The organism is Streptomyces caeruleatus (assembly GCF_001514235.1).
GTDB classification, from domain to species: Bacteria; Actinomycetota; Actinomycetes; order Streptomycetales; family Streptomycetaceae; genus Streptomyces; species Streptomyces caeruleatus.
Genome location: NZ_KQ948932.1, coordinates 124,954 through 149,987, shown reverse-complemented (window position 1 = coordinate 149,987; position 25,034 = coordinate 124,954). Strand labels below are relative to the sequence as shown.

Annotated in this window: 20 protein-coding genes and 1 pseudogene; 6 read left to right on the top strand and 15 right to left on the bottom strand. The window is 70.7% G+C overall.

What is annotated here, in order from left to right; translation table 11 throughout:
- Positions 1–81: 81 nt before the first annotated feature.
- The gene (locus AQJ67_RS26530; RefSeq protein ID WP_062721804.1) at positions 82–1,290 is read left to right on the top strand and encodes a nucleotide sugar dehydrogenase; all 1,209 of its coding nucleotides are present in this window, start codon (positions 82–84) and stop codon (positions 1,288–1,290) included.
- Positions 1,291–1,973: 683 nt separating this feature from the next.
- Here the strand turns inward: AQJ67_RS26530 and AQJ67_RS26525 are convergent.
- The 4 genes from AQJ67_RS26525 to AQJ67_RS26510 all read right to left on the bottom strand — a co-directional run bounded on the left by AQJ67_RS26525 (position 1,974) and on the right by AQJ67_RS26510 (position 6,392).
- The gene (locus AQJ67_RS26525; RefSeq protein ID WP_062721803.1) at positions 1,974–3,098 is read right to left on the bottom strand and encodes a GuaB3 family IMP dehydrogenase-related protein; all 1,125 of its coding nucleotides are present in this window, start codon (positions 3,096–3,098) and stop codon (positions 1,974–1,976) included.
- A 119-nt stretch (positions 3,099–3,217) separates the two neighbouring features.
- Positions 3,218–4,720 carry an IMP dehydrogenase gene (gene guaB / locus AQJ67_RS26520; protein WP_062721802.1) on the bottom strand — a complete coding sequence of 501 codons (1,503 nt, stop codon included), beginning with the start codon at positions 4,718–4,720 and terminating at the stop codon, positions 3,218–3,220.
- A gap of 140 nt (positions 4,721–4,860) precedes the next feature.
- Entirely contained in the window at positions 4,861–5,448 is a 588-nt protein-coding gene (locus AQJ67_RS26515) for a sigma-70 family RNA polymerase sigma factor (protein WP_030946246.1), read from the bottom strand.
- 332 nt (positions 5,449–5,780) lie between these two features.
- Complete coding sequence (locus AQJ67_RS26510; protein WP_003948568.1) at positions 5,781–6,392, bottom strand: response regulator transcription factor; 612 nt, start codon at positions 6,390–6,392, stop codon at positions 5,781–5,783.
- Between the two features lie 381 nt (positions 6,393–6,773).
- Between AQJ67_RS26510 and AQJ67_RS26505 the strand changes: the two genes are divergently transcribed.
- Positions 6,774–7,106 (top strand): WhiB family transcriptional regulator, encoded by a 333-nt coding sequence (locus AQJ67_RS26505; protein ID WP_062721801.1) that lies wholly within the window; start codon positions 6,774–6,776, stop codon positions 7,104–7,106.
- 65 nt (positions 7,107–7,171) lie between these two features.
- Here the strand turns inward: AQJ67_RS26505 and AQJ67_RS26500 are convergent, their stop codons facing one another.
- Complete coding sequence (locus AQJ67_RS26500) at positions 7,172–8,077, bottom strand: LysR family transcriptional regulator (protein ID WP_062722056.1); 906 nt, start codon at positions 8,075–8,077, stop codon at positions 7,172–7,174.
- An 81-nt stretch (positions 8,078–8,158) separates the two neighbouring features.
- On the opposite strand from AQJ67_RS26500, the gene AQJ67_RS26495 reads away from it, so the two are divergent.
- Both AQJ67_RS26495 and AQJ67_RS26490 read left to right on the top strand, forming a co-directional pair.
- Positions 8,159–8,827 carry an MOSC domain-containing protein gene (locus tag AQJ67_RS26495; RefSeq protein WP_062721800.1) on the top strand — a complete coding sequence of 223 codons (669 nt, stop codon included), beginning with the start codon at positions 8,159–8,161 and terminating at the stop codon, positions 8,825–8,827.
- Between the two features lie 109 nt (positions 8,828–8,936).
- Complete coding sequence (locus AQJ67_RS26490; RefSeq protein ID WP_062721799.1) at positions 8,937–9,710, top strand: SDR family NAD(P)-dependent oxidoreductase; 774 nt, start codon at positions 8,937–8,939, stop codon at positions 9,708–9,710.
- Here the strand turns inward: AQJ67_RS26490 and AQJ67_RS26485 are convergent.
- Complete coding sequence (locus tag AQJ67_RS26485; protein WP_159058832.1) at positions 9,673–13,170, bottom strand: tetratricopeptide repeat protein; 3,498 nt, start codon at positions 13,168–13,170, stop codon at positions 9,673–9,675. The two genes, AQJ67_RS26490 and AQJ67_RS26485, sit on opposite strands and share 38 nt — an antisense overlap.
- A gap of 98 nt (positions 13,171–13,268) precedes the next feature.
- Between AQJ67_RS26485 and AQJ67_RS26480 the strand changes: the two genes are divergently transcribed.
- Positions 13,269–13,961: an ester cyclase gene (locus tag AQJ67_RS26480; protein ID WP_062721797.1), complete on the top strand. Its 693-nt coding sequence runs from the start codon at positions 13,269–13,271 to the stop codon at positions 13,959–13,961.
- 70 nt (positions 13,962–14,031) lie between these two features.
- Here the strand turns inward: AQJ67_RS26480 and groL are convergent, their stop codons facing one another.
- The 4 genes from groL to AQJ67_RS26460 all read right to left on the bottom strand — a co-directional run bounded on the left by groL (position 14,032) and on the right by AQJ67_RS26460 (position 18,351).
- Entirely contained in the window at positions 14,032–15,660 is a 1,629-nt protein-coding gene (gene groL, locus AQJ67_RS26475; protein ID WP_062721796.1) for a chaperonin GroEL, read from the bottom strand.
- Positions 15,661–15,778: 118 nt separating this feature from the next.
- Positions 15,779–16,087 (bottom strand): co-chaperone GroES, encoded by a 309-nt coding sequence (gene groES, locus AQJ67_RS26470; RefSeq protein WP_013001368.1) that lies wholly within the window; start codon positions 16,085–16,087, stop codon positions 15,779–15,781.
- A gap of 360 nt (positions 16,088–16,447) precedes the next feature.
- Positions 16,448–17,281, bottom strand: a complete 834-nt coding sequence (locus tag AQJ67_RS26465) for a polysaccharide deacetylase family protein (RefSeq protein WP_062721795.1) — start codon at positions 17,279–17,281, stop codon at positions 16,448–16,450.
- Positions 17,278–18,351: a polysaccharide deacetylase family protein gene (locus tag AQJ67_RS26460; protein ID WP_079056184.1), complete on the bottom strand. Its 1,074-nt coding sequence runs from the start codon at positions 18,349–18,351 to the stop codon at positions 17,278–17,280. The genes AQJ67_RS26465 and AQJ67_RS26460 overlap by 4 nt, the downstream gene beginning before the upstream one ends.
- 90 nt (positions 18,352–18,441) lie before the next feature.
- Between AQJ67_RS26460 and AQJ67_RS26455 the strand changes: the two genes are divergently transcribed.
- Positions 18,442–19,623: a class I SAM-dependent methyltransferase gene (locus AQJ67_RS26455; RefSeq protein WP_062721794.1), complete on the top strand. Its 1,182-nt coding sequence runs from the start codon at positions 18,442–18,444 to the stop codon at positions 19,621–19,623.
- A 9-nt stretch (positions 19,624–19,632) separates the two neighbouring features.
- Here the strand turns inward: AQJ67_RS26455 and AQJ67_RS26450 are convergent, their stop codons facing one another.
- The 5 genes and pseudogenes from AQJ67_RS26450 to AQJ67_RS26430 all read right to left on the bottom strand — a co-directional run bounded on the left by AQJ67_RS26450 (position 19,633) and on the right by AQJ67_RS26430 (position 24,993).
- Positions 19,633–20,943, bottom strand: coding sequence for an RNA polymerase sigma factor (locus tag AQJ67_RS26450; protein WP_062721793.1), 1,311 nt, complete (start codon positions 20,941–20,943; stop codon positions 19,633–19,635).
- Positions 20,944–21,002: 59 nt separating this feature from the next.
- The gene (locus AQJ67_RS26445) at positions 21,003–21,356 is read right to left on the bottom strand and encodes a YciI family protein (protein WP_062721792.1); all 354 of its coding nucleotides are present in this window, start codon (positions 21,354–21,356) and stop codon (positions 21,003–21,005) included.
- A 156-nt stretch (positions 21,357–21,512) separates the two neighbouring features.
- Positions 21,513–22,331, bottom strand: a pseudogene (locus AQJ67_RS26440) (LCP family protein); the annotation flags it as partial.
- Between the two features lie 94 nt (positions 22,332–22,425).
- Complete coding sequence (locus AQJ67_RS26435) at positions 22,426–23,808, bottom strand: glycoside hydrolase family 10 protein (RefSeq protein WP_062721791.1); 1,383 nt, start codon at positions 23,806–23,808, stop codon at positions 22,426–22,428.
- A gap of 99 nt (positions 23,809–23,907) precedes the next feature.
- Positions 23,908–24,993 carry a LacI family DNA-binding transcriptional regulator gene (locus tag AQJ67_RS26430; RefSeq protein WP_062721790.1) on the bottom strand — a complete coding sequence of 362 codons (1,086 nt, stop codon included), beginning with the start codon at positions 24,991–24,993 and terminating at the stop codon, positions 23,908–23,910.
- Positions 24,994–25,034: the final 41 nt, after the last annotated feature.

Genomic DNA, 25,034 nt, shown 5'->3' with positions numbered 1-25,034 from the left:
TCTGACATTGCGCTCCCTCGATCTGTCCACAGGGCTTGCGCACCTGCTCCACTTCGGTTACTGGGAAGGACGGCCCACGCCATGCCCGCAGATCTCGCCGTCATCGGACTCGGCCCGTACGGCCTGCCGCTGGCCAAGGCCGCCGTCGCGGCCGGCATCGCCACGCTCGGTTACCGGACCGGGCCCGAGGCCGCCTCCCTCAGCCCCGCGGAACTGCGCCGGATGCTCTCGGGGGGCTTCCGGCACGCCACCAGCCCCGCCGAGCTCGGCCGCGTACGCACCGCCGTCATCTGCGCGCCGACCCCGCCCGGCGCGGACGGCGGGCTCGACCTCAGCCAGGTGGAGGCGGCCGCCCGCACCCTGGCCGCGCACTTGCGCCCGCACACCACCGTCATCCTGGAGTCGCCCGTCCCGCCGGGCACCACCGAGAACGTTCTGCGCCCCCTCCTCGAAGAGGGCTCGGGCATGGCCGCCGGCCGCGACTTCCACCTGGCGTACTCCCCCAGCCGCATCGACCCCGGCAACCGCGACTTCACCCCCGCCAACACCCCCAAGGTGATCGGTGGCCTCACCTCCGCGTGCACCGAGTCGGCCGCCGCCTTCTACGGCCGTCTCACCGACAAGGTGGTACGCGCGCGTGGCCCGCGCGAGGCGGAGACCGTGCAGGTCCTGGAGACGAACTTCCGGCACGTCAACATCGCCCTCGTCAACGAAATGGCCGTCCTCTGCCACGACTTGGGTGTCGACCTGTGGGACGTCATCCGCTGCGCGGAGACCAAGCCGTTCGGCTTCCAGGCCTTCCGCCCCGGCCCCGGCGTCGGCGGCCACGCCGTCCCGCAGGACCTCACCGCCCACGCCGGCCGCACCCTGCGCATGGTCGAACTGGCCCAGCAGGTCAACAGCCAGATGCCCCAGTACGTCGTCCAGCGCGCCGCCGCCCTCCTCAACGAACACGGCAAGTCCGCGCGCGGCGCCCGAATCCTCCTCCTCGGCGTCACCTACAAACCCGACCTCGCCGACCAGCAGTCCACCCCCGCCGAGGAGGTCGCGGTCCGCCTGATGCGGCTCGGCGCCTCCCTCAGCTACCACGACCCGCACATCCCGTCCTGGAACGTCCTGGACCGCCCGGTCCCCCGCGCGGACTCCCTGTACGAGGCCGCCGCCGACGCCGACCTGACGATCCTGCTCCAACAGCATCGCCGGTACGACCTTCAGGGGCTGTCGGTGAAGGCACAGCTGCTGCTGGACACGCGGGGGGCTACGCCTACGGGGGCGGCGCATCGGTTGTGACGGGGGGCGCGTGGGTGGTCGGGCTCCGGCGGCTGGTGGCATGCGGGGCGCGGCGCGGGTACCTTACGGAGACAGGTGGGGTCGGCCGCAGTGGGCACTGTGGCTGGCTCGTGGATGGATCAGGGAGTGTCCGCCCCTAGTCTTCGTAGGGACGGCCGCTCACCGTCTCACCAACAGGTGGAGCCCACTGCAGTGGGTGCTGCAGCGGGCTCCTAGCTGATTCACGGGTGTCCGCCCCTAAGCTCTCTGGGGGCGGCCGCTCACCAGCTGTTGATCCACAAGACACACCTCCTCCGGAACTTCACCAGCCGAAGCCGAATGCGATCCCAGCGGGTGGGCTTGCGGTGACGGCCCATGGGCGCGCCCCCTTCCACGATGCCGCCCATATCCCGGTAGGCAGTCCGTCTGGAGCTCGGGCCGGGCCCCGAGGGCCGGGGTCCGGAACATCTCCTTGGAAGGGGGCGCCCCGGAGAGCTTGGGACGCCGATCACGGACACTACCGACTCCGTACGCCCGTTCAGCCCACATTCGCCCCAAACGCAACCACGCGCCCCCTCCCCCACAACACGCCCCCACCCAGCCCCACTTGGACACTCCTGGGCGCTCCTGAGCACGCAAAAGGGCCGGTCACCCCACCCGGGGCGACCGGCCCTTCCCTGACGTATCGGCCGTAGCCGTACCGGCTACCGCATGTGCTGCGAGTCCGCCACCGTCACCTCGACGCGCTGGAACTCCTTCAGCTCGCTGTACCCGGTCGTGGCCATGGCCCGCCGAAGTGCGCCGAAGAAGTTCATCGAACCGTCGGGAGTGTGCGACGGGCCCGTCAGGACCTCCTCGATGGTGCCGACCGTGCCCAGGTCGACCTTCTTGCCGCGCGGCAGCTCCTCGTTCACGGCCTCCATGCCCCAGTGGTGGCCCTTGCCCGGCGCGTCCGTGGCGCGGGCGAGCGGGGAGCCCATCATCACGGAGTCGGCGCCACAGGCGATGGCCTTGGGGAGGTCGCCGGACCAGCCGACGCCGCCGTCGGCGATCACGTGGACGTACCGGCCGCCGGACTCGTCCATGTAGTCGCGGCGGGCCGCCGCCACGTCCGCGACCGCGGTGGCCATCGGCACCCGGATACCGAGGACGTTGCGCGTGGTGTGCGCGGCGCCGCCGCCGAAGCCGACCAGGACACCGGCCGCGCCGGTGCGCATCAGGTGCAGGGCCGCGGTGTACGTGGCACAGCCGCCGACGATCACCGGGACGTCGAGCTCGTAGATGAACTGCTTCAGGTTCAGCGGCTCGGCCGCACCGGAGACGTGCTCCGCCGAGACCGTCGTACCGCGGATGACGAAGATGTCCACGCCGGCGTCGACGACGGCCTTGGAGAACTGGGCCGTGCGCTGCGGGGAGAGCGCGGCGGCGGTGACGACGCCGGAGTCGCGCACCTCCTTGATGCGCTGCCCGATCAGCTCCTCCTTGATGGGAGCGGCGTAGATCTCCTGGAGGCGGCGGGTGGCGGCCTCGGTGGGCAGCTCCGCGATCTCGTCGAGGAGCGGCTGCGGGTCCTCGTACCGCGTCCACAGGCCCTCGAGGTTCAGCACGCCGAGGCCGCCGAGCTCGCCGATGCGGATCGCGGTGGCCGGGGAGACGACCGAGTCCATGGGGGCGGCCAGGAACGGCAGCTCGAAGCGGTAGGCGTCGATCTGCCAGGCGATCGAGACCTCCTTCGGGTCGCGCGTACGACGGCTGGGGACGACGGCGATGTCGTCGAAGGCGTACGCCCGGCGGCCGCGCTTGCCGCGCCCGATCTCGATCTCAGTCACGATGTGTGGCCTTTCCCTGATGCGTTTCAGCGTCTTCCAGTATCGCCGACGGGCACGACAGGGGCGGCCCCGGATGCTTCCGGGGCCGCCCCTGAAGGACCGTGCCTGAGGACCGATGCCTACTTACGGCTGTAGTTCGGCGCCTCGACCGTCATCTGGATGTCGTGCGGGTGCGACTCCTTCAGACCCGCGGAGGTGATCCGCACGAAGCGGCCCTTGGACTCCATCTCGTCGATGGTTGCCGCGCCCACATAGCCCATGGTCTGGCGCAGCCCGCCGACGAGCTGGTGCAGGACGCTGGAGAGCGGGCCCCGGTAGGGCACCTGGCCCTCGATGCCCTCGGGCACGAGCTTGTCGTCCGCGGAGACCTCGGCCTGGAAGTAGCGGTCCTTGGAGTACGACTTGCCCTGGCCACGGGACTGCATCGCGCCGAGCGAGCCCATGCCGCGGTACGACTTGAACTGCTTGCCGTTGATGAACTGGAGCTCGCCGGGCGACTCCTCGCAACCCGCGAGCAGCGAGCCCAGCATCACGGTGTCGGCGCCGGCGGCGAGCGCCTTGCCGATGTCGCCGGAGTACTGCAGGCCGCCGTCACCGATCAACGGGATGCCCGCGGGGCGGGCGGCGAGGGAGGCCTCGTAGATCGCGGTGACCTGCGGGACGCCGATGCCGGCGACGACGCGGGTCGTACAGATGGAGCCGGGGCCCACGCCCACCTTGATGCCGTCGACACCGGCGTCGATCAGCGCCTGGGCGCCGTCGCGGGTGGCGACGTTGCCGCCGATCACGTCGACGCCGACGCTGGACTTGATCTTCGACATCCAGCTCAGCGCGTTGCTGTTGTGGCCGTGCGAGGTGTCGACGACCAGAAAGTCCACACCGGCCTCGGCGAGCGCCTGGGCGCGCTCCAGGGCCTCGGGGCTGGCGCCGACGGCGGCACCGACGAGGAGCCGGCCCTCGGAGTCCTTGGCGGCGCTCGGGTACTTCTCCGCCTTGACGAAGTCCTTGACGGTGATCAGGCCCTTGAGGACACCGGAGTCGTCGACGAGCGGAAGCTTCTCGATCTTGTGCTTGCGCAGCAGGTCCATGGCGTCGGTGCCGGAGATGCCGACCTGGCCGGTGACCAGCGGCATCGGCGTCATGACCTCGCGCACCTGACGGCTGCGGTCCGACTCGAAGGCCATGTCACGGTTGGTGACGATGCCGAGGAGCTTGCCGGCCGGGTCGGTGACCGGGACACCGCTGATGCGGAACTTGGCGCACAGGGCGTCGGCCTCGGCGAGGGTCGCCTCCGGGTGCACCGTGATGGGGTCGGTGACCATGCCGGACTCGGACCGCTTCACCAGGTCGACCTGGTTGACCTGGTCCTCGACGGACAGGTTGCGGTGCAGCACACCGACACCGCCGAGGCGGGCCATGGCGATGGCCATGCGGGACTCGGTCACCTTGTCCATGGCGGCCGAGAGCAGTGGGATGTTCACCCGGACGTTGCGGGAGATGCGGGACGAGGTGTCGACCGCGTTGGGGAGCACCTCGGACGCTCCCGGCAGCAGCAGCACGTCGTCGTAGGTCAGCCCGAGTGTCGCGAATTTACCGGGCACTCCGTCGACGTTTGCAGTCATGACACCTTCCCCAAATGGCCTTGATCGGTGCGGATGTCCATGCTAACGGGAAGCAAGGGTGGCAAATTCCACGGTTCAGGGCCGCTCCGGGCTTCGTATGTTCGTACGGAATCGGCGCGACGCCCGTTCAGGAGCGCCGCCTACTGCTCGGCCAGCGCCCGCAGTCTGCTCAGCGCCCGGTGCTGGGCCACCCGGACCGCGCCGGGTGACATTCCCAACATCTGGCCGGTCTCCTCCGCGGTCAAGCCCACCGCGATCCGCAGCAGCAGCAGCTCCCGCTGGTTCTCGGGCAGGTTGGCCAGCAGTTTCTTGGCCCACTCGGCGTCGCTGCTCAGCAGCGCCCGCTCCTCCGGGCCCAGCGAGTCGTCGGGGCGCTCGGGCATCTCGTCCGAGGGAACCGCCGTGGACCCCGGGTGCCGCATCGCCGCCCGCTGGAGGTCGGCCACCTTGTGCGCGGCGATGGCGAAGACGAACGCCTCGAAGGGGCGGCCGGTGTCCTTGTAGCGCGGCAGCGCGAGGAGGACGGCGACGCAGACCTCCTGGGCGAGGTCCTCGACGAAGTGGCGGGCGTCACCCGGCAGCCGGGACAGCCGGGTGCGGCAGTAGCGCAGGGCCAGGGGGTGGACATGCGCGAGCAGATCATGCGTGGCCTGCTCGTCTCCGTCGACCGCGCGATGGACGAGTGCACCGATCGCCCCTGCGGCTTTGGCCGCCTCGTCGTCGCGCATCGGTCCATGGTGCCTTGTGGCCGTATGGTCCGTGGCATCGCGCCCGATGTTGTGCACCGAAGCGTTATGAGCAGGTGCGCCGGCACTCATCCCCTGCGCCCTCCCCTTCCGCTCGATCGACTCGTCCCCGAGAGACTCCACACCTCAAGGATGCGGCATCCGCCGCGAAACGAGCAGCGGGCACCGACCAGAGCTACTTGGCCGACCTGGCTCCCGCGCCCCTTCAGGGGCGCGGGGCTGCATCGATCGGCGGCTACCGCCACGTGGGCGCGACCAGCCACGACGCACCCGCAGCCGCCGTACGCCACAACACGGCAGCCTCGGTGAGGCGACTAACGAACCAGGCCCCACCGGAAGCCGAGAGCCACGGCGTGCGCCCGGTCCGAAGCACCCAGCTTCTTGAACAACCGCCGGGCATGCGTCTTCACGGTGTCCTCGGAGAGGAACAGCTCACGGCCGATCTCCGCGTTGGAGCGACCGTGACTCATGCCTTCCAGCACCTGGATCTCACGCGCGGTGAGCGTCGGCGCGGCGCCCATCTCCGCGGACCGCAGCCGGCGCGGGGCCAGCCGCCAGGTCGGGTCGGCCAGCGCCTGCGTCACCGTGGCGCGCAACTCCGCGCGCGAGGCGTCCTTGTGCAGATAGCCGCGGGCACCGGCGGCGACCGCGAGGGCCACACCGTCCAGGTCCTCGGCGACGGTGAGCATGATGATGCGCGCACCGGGGTCGGCGGACAGCAGCCGCCGCACGGTCTCGACGCCGCCCAGACCGGGCATGCGTACGTCCATCAGAATCAGGTCCGAGCGGTCGGCGCCCCAGCGGCGGAGGACTTCCTCGCCGTTGGCCGCCGTCGTCACGCGCTCGACGCCGGGCACGGTCGCGACCGCGCGGCGGAGCGCCTCTCGGGCAAGCGGGGAGTCGTCGCAGACGAGGACGGATGTCATGGCCGCCCTCCGCAGCTGATGCACGTCACCTTGAGCCTCCAGGCTGGTACGAAATCGTCACCTGTGCGGTCGACCGTCTCGGACGCCTGCCCGAGCCCTTGTTCCTTCAACCGCCTCCGCCCTCTCAACGACGGTCACTCGAAAGAGTTACGGGGGCATGTGCCGTCTTCGGCACTCTACGTGAGGGGGCGGACACGGGGCAGACATGCACGGCGGACCCTCAATCTTTCATCACAACCCATGCCCCATTCGGCCCTTTTTCTTCCTGTTTACTGGCGTTTGGGGCTAGATTCGCAATGAGTCATATTTTCATCTTCTTAGATCGTAGATGTACGGTCGTAGACACCGTATCCGCCCAGAACGGCTACAAGGGGTCACGCAATGGCAGATTTCTCCCGCCTTCCCGGACCGAACGCGGACCTGTGGGACTGGCAGCTGCTGGCTGCTTGTCGCGGGGTGGACAGCTCGCTCTTCTTTCATCCGGAGGGCGAGCGCGGTGCGGCCCGGAGCGCTCGAGAGAACTCGGCCAAGGAGGTCTGCATGAGGTGCCCGGTCCGCGCACAGTGCGCGGCGCACGCGCTCGCGGTGCGCGAACCGTACGGCGTCTGGGGCGGCTTGACCGAGGACGAGCGCGAGGAGCTCATGGGGCGGGCGCGCAACCGGCTGGTGGCGGCAGCGTCGACGGCCGGCGGAGAGCCTGGCCCGCATACCTGAAGGAACGTTTCTGCACCTACGGGCACGCGCACGCGTGCCCTTCTTCTTCGCCGAGGGCTCCCCCGCTAGCGGGCGGCGGCCCGCGCCAGCTGGTCGAGCGTCGCCGCCACGGCCGGCACCTGCGCCAGGTCGGGCAGCGTGAGCGCCACGATCTCCCGCCGGACAGCCGGTTCCAGCGTCAGCATGCGCACCCCTCGCGGCCGTACGGACTCGACGGCGAGCTGGGGCAGGACGGCCACGCCCAGGCCGGCGCCCACCAGGCCCACCACCGCCGGGTAGTCGTCGGTGGCGAAGTCGATGCGGGGCGTGAAGCCGGCGCTCGCGCACACCTCGATCAGCTGTCCCCGGCAACGCGGGCATCCGGCGATCCACGGCTCGGCGGCGAGCTCGCCGATGGCGACCGGTCCCGCGGAGGCGGTGCGCGCGAGGCGGTGGCGTTCGGGGACGAGGCCTACGAGACGGTCCGTCAGCAGGGGGCGTACGACCAGGTCGTCCCACTCCTCGGCGCCCGCGGCACCCTCGTAGCGGAAGGCGAGGGCCACGTCGCAGTCGCCCTCGCGCAGCAGCTCGACGGAGTTCGGCGGCTCGGCCTCCTCCAGGGAGACCCGGGTGCCGGGGTGGACGGCGCGCAGGGCGGCCAGGGCGGTCGGGACGAGGGTGGAGCTGCCGCTGGGGAAGGAGACGAGGCGGACGCGGCCGGCGCGCAGTCCGGCGATGGCGGCGACCTCCTCCTCGGCGGCGGTGAGTCCGGCCAGGATCCCGGCGGCGTGCCGCACCAGGGCCTCTCCGGCCTGGGTCAGCCGCATCTCGCGTCCGCTACGGATGAGCAGGGGGGTGCCGACGGACGCCTCCAGGGCCTTCATCTGCTGGCTGACGGCGGGCTGGGTGCAGCCCAGTTCGCGTCCGGCCGCGGAGAAGGAACCGGTGGCGGCGACGGCGCGCAGGACGCGGAGATGACGGGCTTCGAGCACGGGACCGATCATAAGCGAGCCTTGGGGAGATCGCCGAATAATGCGTCGGCACTTTGGCCACCGCTCGCCTACCGTGCCCTCATGAAGCTTCTGTCTGTGAACGTGGGCCACGCGAAGCCGGTGCCGGACGCGGATGACCCCGACACCGTGACCGGCATCGACAAGCGGCCGGTGGCCGGGCCGGTGCGGGTCGCGGCGCCCGGGCCCAAGGGCATCGGGGGCAGCGCACTGGCCGGGGACGCGGTGTGCAAGAGGGAGCACCACGGCGGCGACGACCAGGCCGTTTACGCGGTGGCGCGCGAGGACCTCGACGAGTGGGAGCGCGAGCTGGGGCGGCCGCTGGCGAACGGCGGCTTCGGCGAGAACCTCACCACGTCCGGCCTCGACGTGTCCGGCGCGCTGATCGGCGAGCGCTGGCGGATCGGGTCCGGGGTGGTGCTGGAGGTCACGAGCAGCCGGATTCCCTGTCTCACCTTCCAGGGCCATATAGGTGAGAAGCAGTGGGTGAAGCGGTTCACGGCGAAGGGGGCGCCGGGCGCGTACCTGCGGGTGATCGAGCCGGGCGAGATCCGGGCGGGTGACGCGCTGGAGATCATCCACCGCCCGGCTCACGAGGTGACGGTGGCCCTCCAGTTCCGGGCGGTCATGACCGAGCGGAAGCTGCTGCCGCGGCTGCTGGCTGCCGGGGAGGCGCTGCATCCGGAGTTGCTGGAGCAGGCGCGGAAGTACGTGGCGCAGCACGGGGCCTGACAGACGCTCACCGGGACGCTCCTCGCACGCGTCTTCGCCAGGGCTTCACTGATCGGGAGGGCCTGTGCAGCAAACGGATCCATGCGGTCCGGGTCACTAATCTTGCGTCATGACAACGGCATTGATTACGGGATCGACCGCGGGCATCGGCGCCGCGTTCGCGCGGCGGCTCGCGGCGGGCGGGCACGACCTCGTCCTGGTGGCCCGGGACGTCAAGCGGCTGCGCGAGCAGGCGACCGAACTGCACGACCGGCACGGCATCGAGGCGGAGGTGCTGGCGGCCGACCTCGCCGAGGACTCCGGCATCGAGACGGTCGCCGCCCGCCTCGGCGACCGCAGGAACCCGGTCGACCTGCTGATCAACAACGCCGGCTTCGGTAACAAGGGCCGCTACCTCGACGTCTCGATGGCCGACGAGCTGAAGATGCTCAAGGTGCACTGCGAGGCCGTACTGCGGCTGACCTCGGCGGCCGCCGAGGCGATGCGGGAGCGGGGGCGCGGGGGTGTCGTCAACGTCGCGTCGGTCGCGGCCTTCGTGCCGCGCGGGACGTACGGCGCCTCCAAGGCGTGGGTCGTGCAGTTCACCCAGGGGGCGGCGCGGGACCTGGCCGGGAGCGGGGTGCGGCTGATGGCGCTGTGCCCGGGGTTCGTGCGGACCGAGTTCCATGAGCGGGCCGGGATGGGCACGGACAACATCCCGGGGTGGATGTGGCTGGACGCGGACAAGGTGGCGGCCACGGCACTGGAGGACCTGGCCCGGGGGAGGTCGCTGTCCGTTCCCGACCCCCGGTACAAGGTGCTGATGGGGGCGGCGAAGCTGGTGCCGCGGGGGGTGCTCGGGGGGATCAGCTCGCGGACGGGGCGGAAGTACGGGCCGCAGTAGCCACCTGGTGTCCGGGGAGGCAGGCCGCCCGCATCGCCTCCGCGGTCTCGACGACGAGCGGCACCGCTTCGGGGGCGAGTTTCAACAGACCCGGAAGAGCCGGCGCCCAACCCCCGGCCCGGAGGGCCACTGTCGTCATGCGCCGGGCCTGTCCGGCGTCCGTCGTCACGAGGGCGACGTGAACGCAGGCCCGGGCAGCCGACGAGGGGACGCCGATGGACTGAGCGAGGTGCTCAGCGCGGTCGAGCGTCCCGGCGTCGGCCAGAGCCGTAGTGATCTCTTCCTGGATGCGGGCGCGCTCGTGGGGATCCGAAAGGAGTTCGGTGTGCGCGACAGCGGCGTCGAAGTCACCGAGGGCGACCATCAGCTGTGCTTCGTGGTTCACCTTCTGGTTCTGCGGGCGCCGGGACCTGTAGCGAGCCATCACCCTGCTCCGCACCGTCAACTCCATGACCGCGTCCCGTCGGCCCACCGCTGACAGCGTCTTCAACAGGAAGATGTCGTTCGCGTCGTTGAAGGTCCACAGGCGCCGAGTCCTTTGGAGGACCTCATTGATCACTGCCCGCGCCCGATCATGCTGGCCTGCCTTGTACAGACCCCAGGCGATGCGGGAGAGCTCCCGGTACTCACTGTTCAGGTCGGACAGACCCCGAGCCTCGGCAAGCGCCGGGGACCACCGTCCGCCGTCGGTGAGACCACGAACGAAGGCGATCCGTTCCGGGGAGTCACCGCGATCGGGCAAGGCACTGGCCCTCACCAGACGCCGGGCACTTTCCACTTCGCCCACCGCGGCGCATCGCCGGATCAGAGCCACTCGCAGCTCAGCGGTCTCTTCGGGAGGTGCATGCCGGGCGAGGAGCGACTGGGCACGCTCCACCTCTCTCACGCAGGCCAGTGCTGTGACGGCGTGCCGCAACGCCGCGGCCTCGGCGGTCAGCGCTGTCATCCTCGTCGGCGGGAAGAGGTCTTCTATGCCGTCAACGAGTCTTCGGGCCGTCTCCCCGGCTCCCGCCTCACAGAGGGCCACGGCCGCCTGGCTCAGCTTCTGTGCGGCCAATGGCGCGCTGGGGACGCGGGTGCTGCTCTCGATCTCCAGGAGCAGCTTCTCCGCCGCCGGCGACCGGCCGGCCCGGGACAGACCGGCGGCCAGTTGGACCAGCGCCCGGGCTTGGGCCTCCGCCCCGTTCAGCGACCGGGCCACCTCCGCCGCCCGATCCTGCGAGCCCGCCTCCGCCATACAGCCGACGATCTGGCAGACCGCATCGACACGCTGCTCATCTTCCGGGATCCCACGGGCCAGTTCCTCGGCCCGGTCGAACTCGCCCTGTCGCGCGAGGGCTTCCGCGAGATTCCTCGAGACCGCGGCGAAGCCTTCCTCGCTCAACGAGACGAGACGGGCTTCGGCACGGTCGTGGTCGCCGTCCCGCACCAGACGGAGCGCCACGATTTCCCTCGCCTTGTCACGCATCACCCGGACGTTGATGGCCTCGCCGACCACTTGGGCACGAACCATGTCGCCCGACAGCACAAGCGCCTGGACGACGTCGATGCGCCGGCCGCCGGTACGCGTCAGCCGCTTCGCCTGTTCCATGAGGGCATCCGCGCGGCGGCGATCACCGGACCTGGCCCGGGCGACGGCGGCCACGACCAGGCTCCGGCATCGGACCGGGCGGGGCGCGGTACGTGCCACCCGCTCCGCCTCCTCCAGCAGTCCGTCCTCCACCAGCGCCGAGACCACAGCAGCCAGCGCCCGGCCACCGCATGCCTCGTCAGGCGCATCCCGCACCAGTTGTTCCGCCTGCTCGCGGCGACCGTCCGCCATGCACGCGGCGACCGCAGCCGCATAGAGACGACTCGCTTCGCCCGATCCGACGGCGTCACGTGCCAGACCGGCCGCCCTCTCGTACTGGCCTGCCTTCAGCAGAGTCAGGCTGACGCGCAGCCGGACCACGTCTCCGAGTGTGCGCTCGTCACACCTGGCCGCGCAGTCCTCGGCCTCGGCGCACACCTCGAGAGCCTGGCCGTGATCGTCGCCCCGATCCAGCAACTCCTCGGCGATCGAGGCGAGTTCCATTCCCCGCCGATAGGCATCGGGAAGGCTGCGCGCGAGGGCCAGAGCGCGGCTGGCCCCACCCATGGCAGCCCAGGTCGCGGGCAACGCCTCGGGGAGGCCGGCGTTGCGATCACCGAGCCGGTCCCGGTGGACAGCCAGCCGCAGTGCGTCCAGAAGCGAGGCGGTCTCCCGCTCGGCGAGCAACTCCTCGGTGGCCCGCACCTCGTTCACCGCGGCCACGTCGCCTCCGGTGAGCAGCAGCATGCGGTCGTGCCGGGCTTCGTCCAGGGCACAGCGGAGCATGCGGTCGAGGTCGCCGTCCGCCCACAGCATGCGGAAGTAGCCACGCAGCAGGTAGTGCGGCGTTCCATCGGGCCAGCCACGCGCAGCCCACTCGTCGGCCCAGGCGTACAGCTTCTGCCGGTACCGGCTCAGCTCGGCGGCGCTCAACATGTCCTCGGCCTGTGCCTGCAGTTCCTCGTGGCCCAGGAGGTACACATCATCGACCCGTACGGCGAAGGTCCGCCCGGCCCGGGTCCGGAGAACGTCACGCACCCGGTACGGCACCGCTCTGGTCAGCTCGGCCAAGTCCTCGGCCGTCAGACCGCCCCCCGCCGCGGTGACCAGGGCGAGAAGGTCGTACTCCAGCCCACCGTCCTCGATCAGTTGTTTGAGTTCCTTTTCCGCTTCGGCGCGGATCGCCTGGGCGTGCGGTGACTGCCGAAGGAGACGCACGATCCCGGGATCTCGCAGCGGATGATCGTCCGGGACGTCGACCGGCAGCGGAGGGTTCAGTCTTCCGGCGACCATGACGCGCATGCCCGCCTCCGTCCGCGCGGGCAGCAGACCGGCGATGCTGTGCGTGCCCGACCGTGTCGTCACGCCCCGGTCCTCATCCAGGCCGTCGACCAGAAGCACGAGCCGTTCACCGCGTGCGGCGCATGCGCGGGTCGCCTCCCCGTACAGGCGCAGGAGGTGTGCGTCCCGGGTCGACTGCGTCAGATACGCCGGAAGTCCCTCGCCCGCGATCTCGGCCAGTTGCTCCAGCACGACGTCGACATACGCCGTGGCGTCGTTCTGCGCGCCCAACCGCGCCGTGACGAAGAACGGCACAATGCGTACGCCGGGCGGTGGATGCAGTGCGAACCACGCCATCAGCGCCGTCTTGCCCGCCCACGCTCCCGCCCGCCACCAGGTGTACGCCGGGCCGGAGTCCGCCGTGCAGAAGTCGGCCAGGTCGCTCAACTCGTCCGCGCGGTCGACGAGTTCGAGGGGAGCGATGCGGTGCACCTGCTCCCAGTACGCCGAACGCACCGCGGGCGCCAGCAGCAGCTGATTGTGGTCGCCGGTGACGGCGACACCTATGTCTCCGCCTGCCGTGACGGACTGTCTCCCCCGCGTGTGCATGCCGTCATGATGCCAAAACGCCGAGAGGCGCACCGTCACGCCGGCGGGGACAATGGTCGTGTCCAGCCCGCCCAGCGTCACCGGGAGGCGACGACGTCATGACCTTCGTACAGCTCATCGACTGCAAGACCAGCCGCTTCGACGAGATGAACCGGCTGATGGACAGGTGGGTCGAGCAGACCAAGGGGAAGCGGACGGCGACGCACGACATCATCGGGAAGGACCGGTCCGACCCGGCGCACTTCATCGAGATCGTGGAGTTCGCCTCGTACGAGGAGGCGATGCAGAACTCCAACCTGCCCGAGACCGACCGGATCTTCCAGGAGATGGTGGCGCTCTGTGACGAGGAGCCCACGTTCACCGATCTGGACGTGGTGCGCGACGAGCAGTTGAACGTCCTGGCCGCGCGGGCCTTCTTCGAGGCCATGGGCAGGATGGAGCCGGGGCGGATCGGTGACCACCTCACCCGGGACTACGTGGACCACGATCCGTCGTACCCGCAGCCCGTGCAGGGCATCGACGGGATCCGCGAGCAGTACGAGGGGTGGCGGGCCGCCTTCGACTTCACCTTCCGGATCGACGACCAGATGGCGCAGGACGACCAGGTGTGCACCCGGTGGACCTGGGTCGCGCACCACAAGGGCGAGTTCCTGGGGATTCCGGCGACCGAGCAGGACGTGAGCATGCGGGGCATGACCTGGCAGCGGTTCCGGGAGGGCAGGATCTGCGAGAGCCACTGGCTCTACGACCGCGCGGGACTGCTGGAGCAACTGGGGGTACTCGGTCAGTGAAGCCCGCGAAGGGGGAAGGCCCCGGTCCCGCGCACACGCGCGGGAGCGGGGCCTTCTTCGAGCACTGGGCTCAGTGGGCGTGCCCGTGGCCGTGGCCACCGGCGGCGGCCGGCTCTTCCTCTTCCTTCTTCTCGACGACCAGGGTCTCGGTCGTCAGCAGCAGGGAGGCGATGGAGGCGGCGTTCTCCAGGGCGGAGCGGGTGACCTTGACCGGGTCGATGACGCCGGACTTGACCAGGTCGCCGTACTCGCCGGTCGCGGCGTTGAAGCCCTGGCCCTTGTCGAGCTCGGCGACCTTGGAGGTGATGACGTAGCCCTCCAGGCCGGCGTTCTCGGCGATCCAGCGCAGCGGCTCGACGGCGGCCTTGCGGACGACCGCGACACCGGTGGCCTCGTCGCCGGTCTTGCCGAGGTTGCCCTCCAGGACCTTGACGGCGTGGACCAGCGCGGAGCCACCACCGGAGACGATGCCCTCCTCGACCGCGGCGCGGGTCGCGGAGATGGCGTCCTCCAGACGGTGCTTCTTCTCCTTCAGCTCCACCTCGGTGGCGGCACCGACCTTGATCACGCACACGCCGCCGGCCAGCTTCGCGAGGCGCTCCTGGAGCTTCTCGCGGTCCCAGTCGGAGTCGGTGTTCTCGATCTCGGCCTTGATCTGGGCGACCCGGCCCTGGACGGCCTCGGACTTGCCGGCGCCGTCGACGATCGTGGTGTCGTCCTTGGTGACCGTGATGCGGCGGGCGGAGCCCAGCACCTCAAGGCCGACCTGGTCGAGCTTGAGGCCGACCTCCTCGGAGATGACCTCGGCGCCGGTCAGCGTCGCCATGTCCTGCAGCATCGCCTTGCGGCGGTCACCGAAGCCGGGGGCCTTGACGGCGACCGCGTTGAAGGTGCCGCGGATCTTGTTGACGACCAGGGTCGACAGGGCCTCGCCCTCGACGTCCTCGGCGATGATCAGCAGCGGCTTGGAGGCACCGGCCTGGATGACCTTCTCCAGCAGCGGCAGCAGGTCCTGGATGGAGGAGATCTTGCCCTGGTTGATGAGGATGTAGGGGTCCTCCAGGACGGCCTCCATGCGCTCCTGGTCCGTCACGAAGTACGGCGACAGGTAGCCCTTGTCGAAGGCCATGCCCTCGGTGAAGTCCAGCTCCAGACCGAAGGTGTTGGACTCCTCGACGGTGATGACACCGTCCTTGCCGACCTTGTCCATCGCCTCGGCGATGAGCTCGCCGACCTGCTGGTCCTGGGCGGACAGACCGGCGACGGCGGCGATGTCGGACTTCTCGTCGATCGGGCGGGCCGTCGCGAGGAGCTCCTCGGAGACGGCGGCCACGGCCGCGTCGATGCCCTTCTTGAGCGCGGCCGGGGAGGCACCCGCGGCGACGTTCTTCAGGCCCTCGCGGACGAGCGCCTGGGCCAGCACGGTGGCGGTGGTCGTACCGTCACCCGCGATGTCGTTGGTCTTGGTCGCCACCTCCTTCACCAGCTGGGCGCCGAGGTTCTCGTAGGGGTCCTCGACCTCGACCTCGCGGGCGATGGTGACGCCGTCGTTGGTGATGGTGGGCGCGCCGAACTTCTTGTCGATGACGACGTTGCGGCCCTTGGGGCCGATCGTCACCTTGACCGTGTCGGCAAGCTTGTTGACGCCGCGCTCGAGGGCGCGACGGGCGTCCTCGTCGAACTTCAGGATCTTCGCCATGGGAGCGGTTCAGCCCTCTCGGAAAACGTGGGTGAAACGAACTGCGCCCCAGACGCCCGGCTTCACAAGGTGGCGGGGGCCCGGGGCGCAGCTCACAAGCAAATGTGCTTGAGGTGACTTACTTCTCGATGACCGCGAGCACGTCGCGGGACGAGAGGACGAGGTACTCCTCGCCGTTGTACTTCACCTCGGTGCCGCCGTACTTGCTGTACAGCACGATGTCGCCGACCTTCACGTCGAGCGGCAGACGCTCGCCGTTCTCGAAGCGACCCGGGCCCACGGCGAGGATGACGCCCTCCTGGGGCTTCTCCTTCGCGGTGTCCGGGATGACCAGGCCAGAGGCGGTGGTCTGCTCGGCGTCGAGCGGCTGGACCACGATGCGGTCCTCGAGCGGCTTGATGGCAACCTTGGAGCTGGTGGTCGTCACGATCCGACCTCCCCCTTCGGAGATCTCACGGGGTTAACTGTCTGAGGTGGCGACCAGGTGGATCCGTCGTCGCGGGTGCCGGACCTGCCCGTCGCGTAGTTGGCACTCTCATCTGCCGAGTGCCAGAGCCGAGACTATGGCGGGGGTTAGCACTCGGTCAAGCGGACTGCTAATTCACTGCGTGTTCGCTGCGGGTTCGCTGCGCTGGCTGAGCGGGGTTTCGGGTGGCCGGCGTTGCCGTGGCCGCCCTGGGGGCTGCGCCCCCGGACCCCCCTTGTCGGCCTGAACGGCCTCGTCCTCAAACGCCGGACGGGCTGAAAGGGCCGGGCCGGTGTCCAAAGGTTCTGCCGGAGAACTCCGTCAGACGTAGTCCTCCAAACGGCCTACCGTCAGGCCCCTGCGTTGGATCTCGCGCAGCAGCCTTGTCGTGCGGTCTCTCAGGGAGAGGCCTGTCGGTTCGCCTGAGGGGACGGAGATGATGTCGCCGGGGTGGAGGTGGGTGGGGCCGTGGGCGTAGGTGAGTTCGCCGTCGGCTTCCATGGCCGCTCGCCAGAGGGTGACGGCCGTGATGCCGCAGTCCCGTGCCGCGCGGAGGGTGGTGGTGTCGTACGTGCCGTAGGGCGGGCGGAAGAGGCGGGGGCGGATGCCGAAGCGGGCGCGGAGTTTGTTCTGCTGGCCGCAGATCTCGGCGCGCTGGCCGGCGTACGGCAGACCGCGCAGGGCGGCGTGGTCGAGGGTGTGGTTCTGGATGGACGCGCCCACCGAGCGCAGGCGCGCGAAGTGGCCGTAGCCCGGGCCGACCACGCTGTCCGTGAGGAACATGCTGACGGGCAGCCGTAGTTCACGGACCAGGTCGACGAAGCGGGGGTCCTTCTCGGCGCCGTCGTCGTAGGTGAGGAAGACGACCTTGTCGCGGGTCGGGACGCGGTGCACGACGGGCAGCGGACCGTGGGCGGGGAGCCGCAGCCGTCGGGTGGGCGGGGGCGGCGGAGGGGGGAGCGGGGCGGTCAGGCCCCAGCGGCGGTAGGGCTGGGCGGTGTGGGTCGGGCCCTTCGCCGAGCGGGCGCTGTGGGACCCCTCGGTGGACGGACCTGCCTCGGGAGCCACCGTCGTCGCCGGCCGGGCGCAGCCGGCGAGCAGGACGGACGCCAGGACCGCGGCTGCCAGCGCGCGCGGCCCCGGCGTCGGCCTCACAGGTAGTCCTCCAGCCGGGCCACCGCGTACCCCTCGGCCGTGACCTTGTTCAGGAACCGGCGGATCATGTCCGGCATTGTGCCCTTCCAGTCGCCCCTGCCCCGGAAGTGCGTGAGGACGATGTCACCCGGTCGGATGCTCCGGTCCCACTCGCGGTAGTCCCAGTGGTCGACGAAGACCTCCTCGTTCCACAGCGGGACGTACTTGACGCCGCACGACTTCGCGGCGCGCAGGCTGTCCCGGTTGTAGTTCCCGTAGGGCGGGCGGAACAGCAGCGGGCGCTTGCCGTAGCGCTCCTCGATCACGTCCTGCATCGCGCAGATCTCGTACTGCTGGCGGCGGTAGGAGAGCGCGGGGAGGTACGGGTGGTGGAGGGTGTGGTTGTTCAGGGCCACGCCGTCGCGCTGCATGCGCTTGAAGTAGCCGTAGTCGTCCTTGATCAGGTAGTCGCTGAGGAAGGCGGTGTACGGCACCTGCAGGTCGTTCATCATCCGCAGGAACGCCGGGTCCTTCTCGGCGCCGTCGTCGATCGTGAGGAAGACGACCCGCTGCTTGGTGGGGACGGTGGTGAAGACCGGCGGGAGACCCAGTTCCTCGTGCCCGTCGACCTCGAAGCCCTCGCGGGTGGTGATCTTCGGCTTGGTGAGGGGTGGGGGCGGGGGCGTGAGGGGGATTCTCGCCAGGCCCCAGCGCCTCGCCGCGGCCGCCCGGGCGGCGAGGGCGGACTTTCCCGAACGGTACTTCTGGGCGGGCGGGGTCTGGCTGGGCCGGGTCTGGGTGGGTGGGGTCTGGGTGGGTGGGGTCTGGGTGGTGGCCGGGGGTGGGGCTTTCAGGGGCTGGCGGCTGGTGGTGGGGGCGGCCGTGGGGTGTGCCGGGCCGGTGCCGCCCGGGGCGCCCGGGGAGCCGGCTGGGGCACAGGCCGAGGCGATGGCCGCTGCGGCCAGTGCGGCTACTCCGCCGCGGAACCCGGCTTGCCCGGCACGCCCGGCACGCCCGGGTCTCCCTCGACGGCGGCGCCTCACGGCTGCCCCATTGCGGTGACTTTTGTCATTTTGTACTACTAGTCGCATGGTGCGGGATCTTCGCAGGCACTCACCCCGAACCCCGGCCGACACCGCCGCCGGCCGCGGACCATCCACCGACTGGCCGACAATGGCCCGGTGAACGACCTCGCTTCCTTCTCCGCGCTCCTCACCCCCAAGGGCCGCGCCCTCCTCGACGCCGTACGCGACACCGATCCCGCCGACGAACTCGCCGTCGCCACCCGTCTGCGCCGCGAGCACCCCGCCGAGCTGGTGTCGGCGGCGCTCGGGCAGGCGCGGCTGCGGCAGCGGGCGGTGGCGAAGTTCGGGGCGGCGGACGCGGGGCGGATGTTCTTCACGCCGAACGGGGTCGAGCAGTCGACGCGGGCGAGTGTCGCGACGTACCGGGCCGGGCGGATGAAGGCGCTGGGGGTCGGTTCGGTCGCCGACCTGTGCTGCGGGATCGGCGGGGACGCCATCGCGTTGGCGCGGGCCGGGATCCGGGTGCTCGCGGTGGACCGGGATCCGGTGACGGCGGCGGTGGCGCGGGCGAACGCGGAGGCTCTGGGGCTCGCCGACCTCGTCGAGGTGCGCGAGGCGGACGTCATGGGCGTCGGAACGGCCGGCTACGACGCCGTGTTCGTCGATCCGGCCCGACGCGGCGGCCGCGGGAGGATCTTCGATCCCGAGGCGTACTCGCCGCCGCTGTCCTGGGCCGTGGAGACGGCCGGCAAGGCGCCGTGCGCCGCGCTGAAGATCGCGCCCGGCATCCCGCACGAGGCGGTCCCGCAGGACGCCGAGGCCGAGTGGATCTCGGACCGCGGGGACGTGAAGGAGGCGGTGCTGTGGTTCGGCACGGACTCCGGCATCGCCCCCGGCGCGGTACGGGCCACCCTGCTGCCGGGACCGCGCTCACTGCTCTCCCGCGGCCTGCCCGACCCCGAAGTCCGGCCCGTCGGACGGTACTTGTACGAGCCGGACGGCGCCGTCATCCGCGCCCATCTGGTCGCCGAGGTGGCCGAGGACCTGAACGGCGGGCTCATCGACCCGACCATCGCCTACGTCACCGCCGACGAACCGCACGACACGCCGTACGCCACCGCCTACGAGATCACCGACCAACTCCCCTTCAACGTCAAGAAGTTGCGGGCCCTGCTGCGGGAGCGCGAGGTCGGGGTCCTGACCGTGAAGAAGCGGGGGTCGGCCGTCGAGCCGGAGGAGTTGCGGAAGAAGGTCAAGCCGCAGGGGCCCCACGCGGCGACGGTGTTCCTGACCCGGGTGGCAGGGGCGCCGACGATGCTGGTCGGGCGGCCGGCATAGCGGCACGGCTCACTCGACGACGGCCGCCGCCCGCCGCGACAGCATCTCCCGCTCCCGCTCGTTGTGGGTGAGCGTCGCCGCCCGCTCGAACTCGGCCCGCGCCTCCGCCGTACGGCCCAGGCGCAGCAGCAGGTCGCCGCGCACGCTCGGCAGCAGGTGGTACTCCCGCAGGGCCGGTTCGGCGGCGATCGTGTCGATGATCCTCAGGGCGGGCTCCGGGCCGTCCGTCATGGACACGGCGACCGCGCGGTTCAACTCGACGACAGGGGAAGGGGACCGCGCGGCCAGCAGGCCGTAGAGGGTGGCGATGCTGTTCCAGTCGGTCTCCTCGTACGTGTACGCGTGCGCGTGGCAGGCGGCGATGGCTGCCTGGAGGGCGTACGGGCCGGGGGCGCCGGTGGCTGTGGCGTCCGCGCGGGACAGGGCCGTGATGCCGCGGGCGATGAGCATGCGGTTCCAGCGGCGGCGGTTCTGGTCCTTGAGGAGGACCGGTTCGCCGGACGGGCCGGTACGGGCCGCGGTGCGGGACGCCTGGAATTCGAGGAGGGACGCCAGTCCGTGGACCTCGGGCTCCTTCGGCATCAGTCCCGACAGCACGCGGGCCAGGCGCAGCGCGTCCTCGCACAGGGCCGGGCGCAGCCAGTCGTCGCCCGCGGTGGCGGCGTAGCCCTCGTTGAAGATCAGGTAGATGACGTCGAGGACGGAGCCGAGGCGGGCCTCGCGGTCGGGGCCGTACGGGACCTCGAAGGCGATGTTCCTGGTGGCGAGGGTGCGCTTGGCGCGGACGATGCGCTGGGCGACGGTCGGCTCCGGGACCAGGAAGGCACGGGCGATCTCCGGGGTGGTCAGGCCGCCGAGGAGACGCAGGGTGAGGGCGATACGGGCCTGAGGTGACAGCACCGGGTGGCAGGCGGTGAAGACCAGGCGGAGCAGGTCGTCGTCGATGTCCTCGGGGTGGGACGGCTCCTCGGGCGGTGCCGTCGTCTCCAGGTCGCGGCCGATCTCCGCCAGCTTGCGGGCGTAGTTCTCGCGGCGGCGGATCAGGTCCACGGCGCGGTGCCTGGCGGTGGCCATGAGCCAGGCGCCGGGATTGTCGGGGATGCCGTCGCGCGGCCACTGCTCCAGCGCGGCGACCAGCGCGTCCTGCGCGAGCTCCTCGGCGATGCCGATGTCGCGGACGGTGCGGGCGACGGCGGCGATGACGCGGGGTGACTCGATGCGGAAGACGGTCTCGACGGCGGCCGCCGTGGTGTCGTGCCGGAGGACGCCGGGGTCCGCGGTGCCGTGGGTGTCTGCGGTGGGCTGGGGCTGCGGTTCCACAGTCCACCATCAGACACCCCTACGGCCGTGCAGCCAAGGAAGATCAGGCCGGCGGCGGCTCAGCCCTCCACGATCTCCCGCACCTCGCAGGTCAGGGTCCAGTGCTCCTCGTGGATCTTCAGGAACCGCTTGGTCCACTCGACCGCCTCGGCCATGTCCTTGCACTGCGAGATGGCGTAACCGCCGACGACCTCCTTGGCCTCGGTGAACGGGCCGTCGGTCACGGACAGCTGCCCGCCCTCGTAGTGCACCCGGCTCCCCTGGGCGGTCGGGGTCAGTCCGGCGGTGTCCAGCAGGACGCCCGCCTTGGTCATCTCCTCGATCAGCTCGCCCATCCGCTGCATCAGCTCGTCGCTGGGGCCCTCGGCGGCGGCCGACTCGTCGACACGGATCATGGAGAGGTAGCGCGGCATGGTGACTCCTCGGGTCGGCGACCGGGTCCTTCCCGGCCTCTCACCCCTGCGTCGAACGGGAGACCCCCGGATCGACACGCCGCCCGGGATTTCCTCGAAGATCTTTTTCTCTCACCGCAACGACTCCCACAGCTCCCCCGCCTCCGGCTCCCGCGCCAGGAGGGCCTTCAGCAGGTTCTGCTGGAGGCCTATGCGGCCCAGGTCGCTGCCGTCGCCTATGCCGTGCCGGGTGCGGGCGAGGGCCAGGGCCTGCTCGCCGTCCAGGTGGTGGGTGCCCGCCGCGAGGGTCAGGTGGCTGTCCTCGTCGTCGATGTCCTCGTCCGTGGTGACCGTGACGCCGCCCAGCGCGTCCACCAGCTTCGCGAAGCCCGAGAAGTCGATCTCCAGGTAGTGGTCCATGCGGACGCCGGTGAGCGACTCGACCGTCTTCACCGCGCAGACGGGGCCGCCGACGGCGTACGCGCTGTTGAACATGGTGTTGTACGCCTCCCGCGTCGTGCCGCCCGAGGGGAGCGGGCAGGAGGGGCGGGTGACCAGGGTGTCGCGGGGGATGCTGACGACCGTCGCCGCCGTGCGGCCGGCGTCGACGTGGACCACCATCGCCGTGTCCGAGCGGGCACCGCCGCCGCTGCCGCTGCCGCTGCCGCTGCCGAGTTCCTGGTTCTCGGCGCCGGTGCGCGAGTCCGAGCCCAGGACCAGGATGTTCAGGGATCCGGTGGGCAGGGCAGACGCCGAGGCGGAGGGGGACGGTGTCGTCATTGCGTGGGGTGGGCGGTTGTCGCCGAGGGCGCTGTTGATGTCGACGCTCTTGATGTTGTCGTTCAGGTGCCAGTAGGCCCAGCCGGCCGTGCCCACGCCCAGCAGCAGGGTGCCCGCGAGGAGGAGGCCGGCGGTCTTCAGCACCCTCGACCGCCGGCCCGTATGTCTGCCGTCGTCCCCGTTCGCGTCCCGCCCGTTCGCCCCAAGTCCCGTCACAGGCAGGAACGTACGTCCGAATTATTACGGGCCGGGACGCCAGGGACGGATTTCTTCGGAAATTCTCAGATTTCCCCGTCCTGTCTGCTCTGCCTCAGCCCAGCGTCACGGCCGGCACCGGATTGCTCCCGCTCCACGACCCGTTGAAGCCGAAGGTGACCGAACCGCCGTCGGGAACCGTCCCGTTGTACGAGGCGTTGGAACAGGTGACAGTCGCCCCCGACTGCGTACAACTCGCGTTCCAGGCCTGGGTGAGCTGCTGGCCCGCGCCGAAGGTCCAGCTCGCCTTCCAGGACGACAGCGCCGCCCCCGAGCAGGCGATCCGGACCTGCCCGGTGAAGCCGGTGTTCCACTGGCTGGTGACGCTGTAGGCGGCCGTGCACGCGTCCGTGGGCGGCGGGGTGGTCGTGCCGCCGCCCAGCGACTCGGCGATGGCGTGGTAGGCCGGTTTCGGCGCGTAGTTCTCGTCGTACGGCGTCGCCGCGCCCTGCCCGGGGAAGGTGGACGGGACCCAGGAGTCGGAGTCGGTGAAGCCCCACACCGTGGCGCCGACGCACCGGGACACGGCGAGGCAGGCGTTCATGACGGCCTTGTAGTCGGCGGCCTGCTGGGTCAGCTTGGCGCTGTCCGAGGGCAGTTGCATACGGATGTCCAGCTCGGTGATCGCCACGTCGACGCCGAGATCGGCGAACCGCTGGATGTTCTGCTGCATGGTCGACGGCACCTGGCCGAGGATCAGATGGGCCTGGAGTCCGACGCCGTCGATCGGGACGCCGCGCTCCTTGAGGGACTTGACCAGGTTGTACAGCGCCGTGCTCTTCGCGTTGACGCCCTCGACGTTGTAGTCGTTGATGTACAGCTTGGCGCTCGGGTCGGCGGCGCGGGCCGCGGTCAGGGCCTGGGCGATGTAGTCGGCGCCGAGGCCGTTGTACCAGAGGGTCTGGCGGTAGGTGCCGTCCTCGTTGAAGGCCTCGTTCACCACGTCCCAGGTGGCCAGCCGGCCCTTGTAGCGGCCGACCTCCAGCGCGATGTGGTCGTTCATCAACTGGCTCAGCTCGGCGGACGTCCAGCTGCCGTTCGTCAGCCAGCTCGGGTTCTGGCTGTGCCAGACCAGGGTGTGGCCGCGCACCTGCTGGCCGTGCGCCTCGGCGAAGTCGACGATCTGGTCGGCCTCGGCCCAGTTGAAGGAGCCGCGCGTCGGCTCGACCGAGCCCCACTTCATGGCGTTGCCGGGGGTCAGCGCGTTGAACTCGCTGCCCGCGATGTCGCCGTAGGTGCCGGTGAGCTTGGAGCCGGTGACGGCGGTGCCGATGACCTTGCCCTTGGCGGCGGCCAAGTCGCGCAGCGGTGTCTCGGCGGCGTGCGCCGCGGGCGCCGTGAGCAGAAGGGCCCCGATCGTCGCGACGCCGGTGAGAAGTGCCCCGAGGGGTAAGCCTGTTCTCAGAGTGGTTCTCAGAGTGGTTCTCAGAGATCTCATTGCGGGTGCCTCCGAAAGTTTCGGTCGAACAACCGACTGGCTTCGGTGCAGTGTGGGGCGCCACGAAACACCCGTCAATACAGCAACAGGCTTCTCCTGCTAAACCGCCGGAGGCGCCCCCGTACTGCTGCGCACGACCAGGCTGGTCGCCAGCTCCACCCGCGTGGCCGCCGGTGTCCCCGCCTCCCGTGCCAGGTCGAGGACCAGCTTCGCCGCGGCCTCCGCCATCTCCGTCAGCGGCTGCCGGACGGTCGTCAGCGGCGGCCCCACCCAGCGCGCGATCGGCAGATCGTCGAAGCCGACCACGCTGAGGTCCTCCGGGATCCGCAGCCCCAGCTCGCGCGCGGCCTCGTACAGCCCGAGCGCCTGGAGGTCGTTCCCGGCGAAGACGGCGGTCGGCCGGTCCGGGCGGCGCAGCAGCTCCAGGCCCTGCCGGTAGCCGGTCTCGTGGTGGAAGTCGCCGGGCCGGATCAGGTCGGGGTCGACCGGGAGTCCGGCCGTCTCCAGGGCGGCGCGGTAGCCGTCGATGCGGGCGCGGCTGCACATCATCCGGGACGGCCCGGTGATCGCGCCGATCCTGCGGTGCCCGAGGTCGACCAGGTGCCGGGTGGCGGCGAGTCCGCCCTGCCAGTTCGTCGCCCCGATGGACGGCACGTCGGCGCCCGGGTCGCCCGCCGGGTCCATCACCACGAACGGGATGGACCGGCTGGTCAGCAGGGCGCGCTGGGACTCGTCGAGGCCGGACAGCACGAGGATCACGCCGTGCGGGCGGCGCGCGGCGACCTGGTCGGCCCAGGTGCGCCCCGGGGTCAGCCGCCCGGCGCTCTCGCTGAGCACGACACTCAGCCCGGCGTCCCGGGCGACGTTCTCCACGCCCCGGATGACCTCCATCGCCCAGGCGCTCTCCAGCTCGTGGAAGACCAGGTCGATGAGGGGGGAGCGGCTGGCCTCGGCCCGTCGTCGGCGGTAGCCGTGGGCGCGCAGCAGTTCCTCGACCCGGCTGCGGGTGGCCGGGGCGACGTCGGCTCGTCCGTTGAGGACCTTCGAAACAGTCGGCGCGGAGACGCCGGCCTCGCGGGCGATCTCGGCGAGCGTCGCTGTCTGCGTGGACCGGCCGGAGGACGGTGATGTCGTCCGGGTTTCACGCGTTGTCGTCCGGGTTTCGGCGGGCTCCGAGGGTGTCATGGCGGCGATCGTATCCCTGCACGACCTCTTGACGAACCCTT

Coding starts and splice junctions, on each gene's coding strand:
- AQJ67_RS26460 (WP_079056184.1), bottom strand. CDS start 18,351: ATGCGACTAGTAGTACAAAATGACAAAAGTCACCGCAATGGGGCAGCC.
- AQJ67_RS26445 (WP_062721792.1), bottom strand. CDS start 21,356: ATGCCGCGCTACCTCTCCATGATCCGTGTCGACGAGTCGGCCGCCGCC.
- AQJ67_RS26480 (WP_062721797.1), top strand. CDS start 13,269: ATGACCTTCGTACAGCTCATCGACTGCAAGACCAGCCGCTTCGACGAG.
- AQJ67_RS26435 (WP_062721791.1), bottom strand. CDS start 23,808: ATGAGATCTCTGAGAACCACTCTGAGAACCACTCTGAGAACAGGCTTA.
- AQJ67_RS26515 (WP_030946246.1), bottom strand. CDS start 5,448: ATGCGCGACGACGAGGCGGCCAAAGCCGCAGGGGCGATCGGTGCACTC.
- AQJ67_RS26430 (WP_062721790.1), bottom strand. CDS start 24,993: ATGACACCCTCGGAGCCCGCCGAAACCCGGACGACAACGCGTGAAACC.
- AQJ67_RS26485 (WP_159058832.1), bottom strand. CDS start 13,170: ATGCACACGCGGGGGAGACAGTCCGTCACGGCAGGCGGAGACATAGGT.
- groL (WP_062721796.1), bottom strand. CDS start 15,660: ATGGCGAAGATCCTGAAGTTCGACGAGGACGCCCGTCGCGCCCTCGAG.
- AQJ67_RS26510 (WP_003948568.1), bottom strand. CDS start 6,392: ATGACATCCGTCCTCGTCTGCGACGACTCCCCGCTTGCCCGAGAGGCG.
- AQJ67_RS26505 (WP_062721801.1), top strand. CDS start 6,774: ATGGCAGATTTCTCCCGCCTTCCCGGACCGAACGCGGACCTGTGGGAC.
- AQJ67_RS26490 (WP_062721799.1), top strand. CDS start 8,937: ATGACAACGGCATTGATTACGGGATCGACCGCGGGCATCGGCGCCGCG.
- guaB (WP_062721802.1), bottom strand. CDS start 4,720: ATGACTGCAAACGTCGACGGAGTGCCCGGTAAATTCGCGACACTCGGG.
- AQJ67_RS26530 (WP_062721804.1), top strand. CDS start 82: ATGCCCGCAGATCTCGCCGTCATCGGACTCGGCCCGTACGGCCTGCCG.
- AQJ67_RS26495 (WP_062721800.1), top strand. CDS start 8,159: ATGAAGCTTCTGTCTGTGAACGTGGGCCACGCGAAGCCGGTGCCGGAC.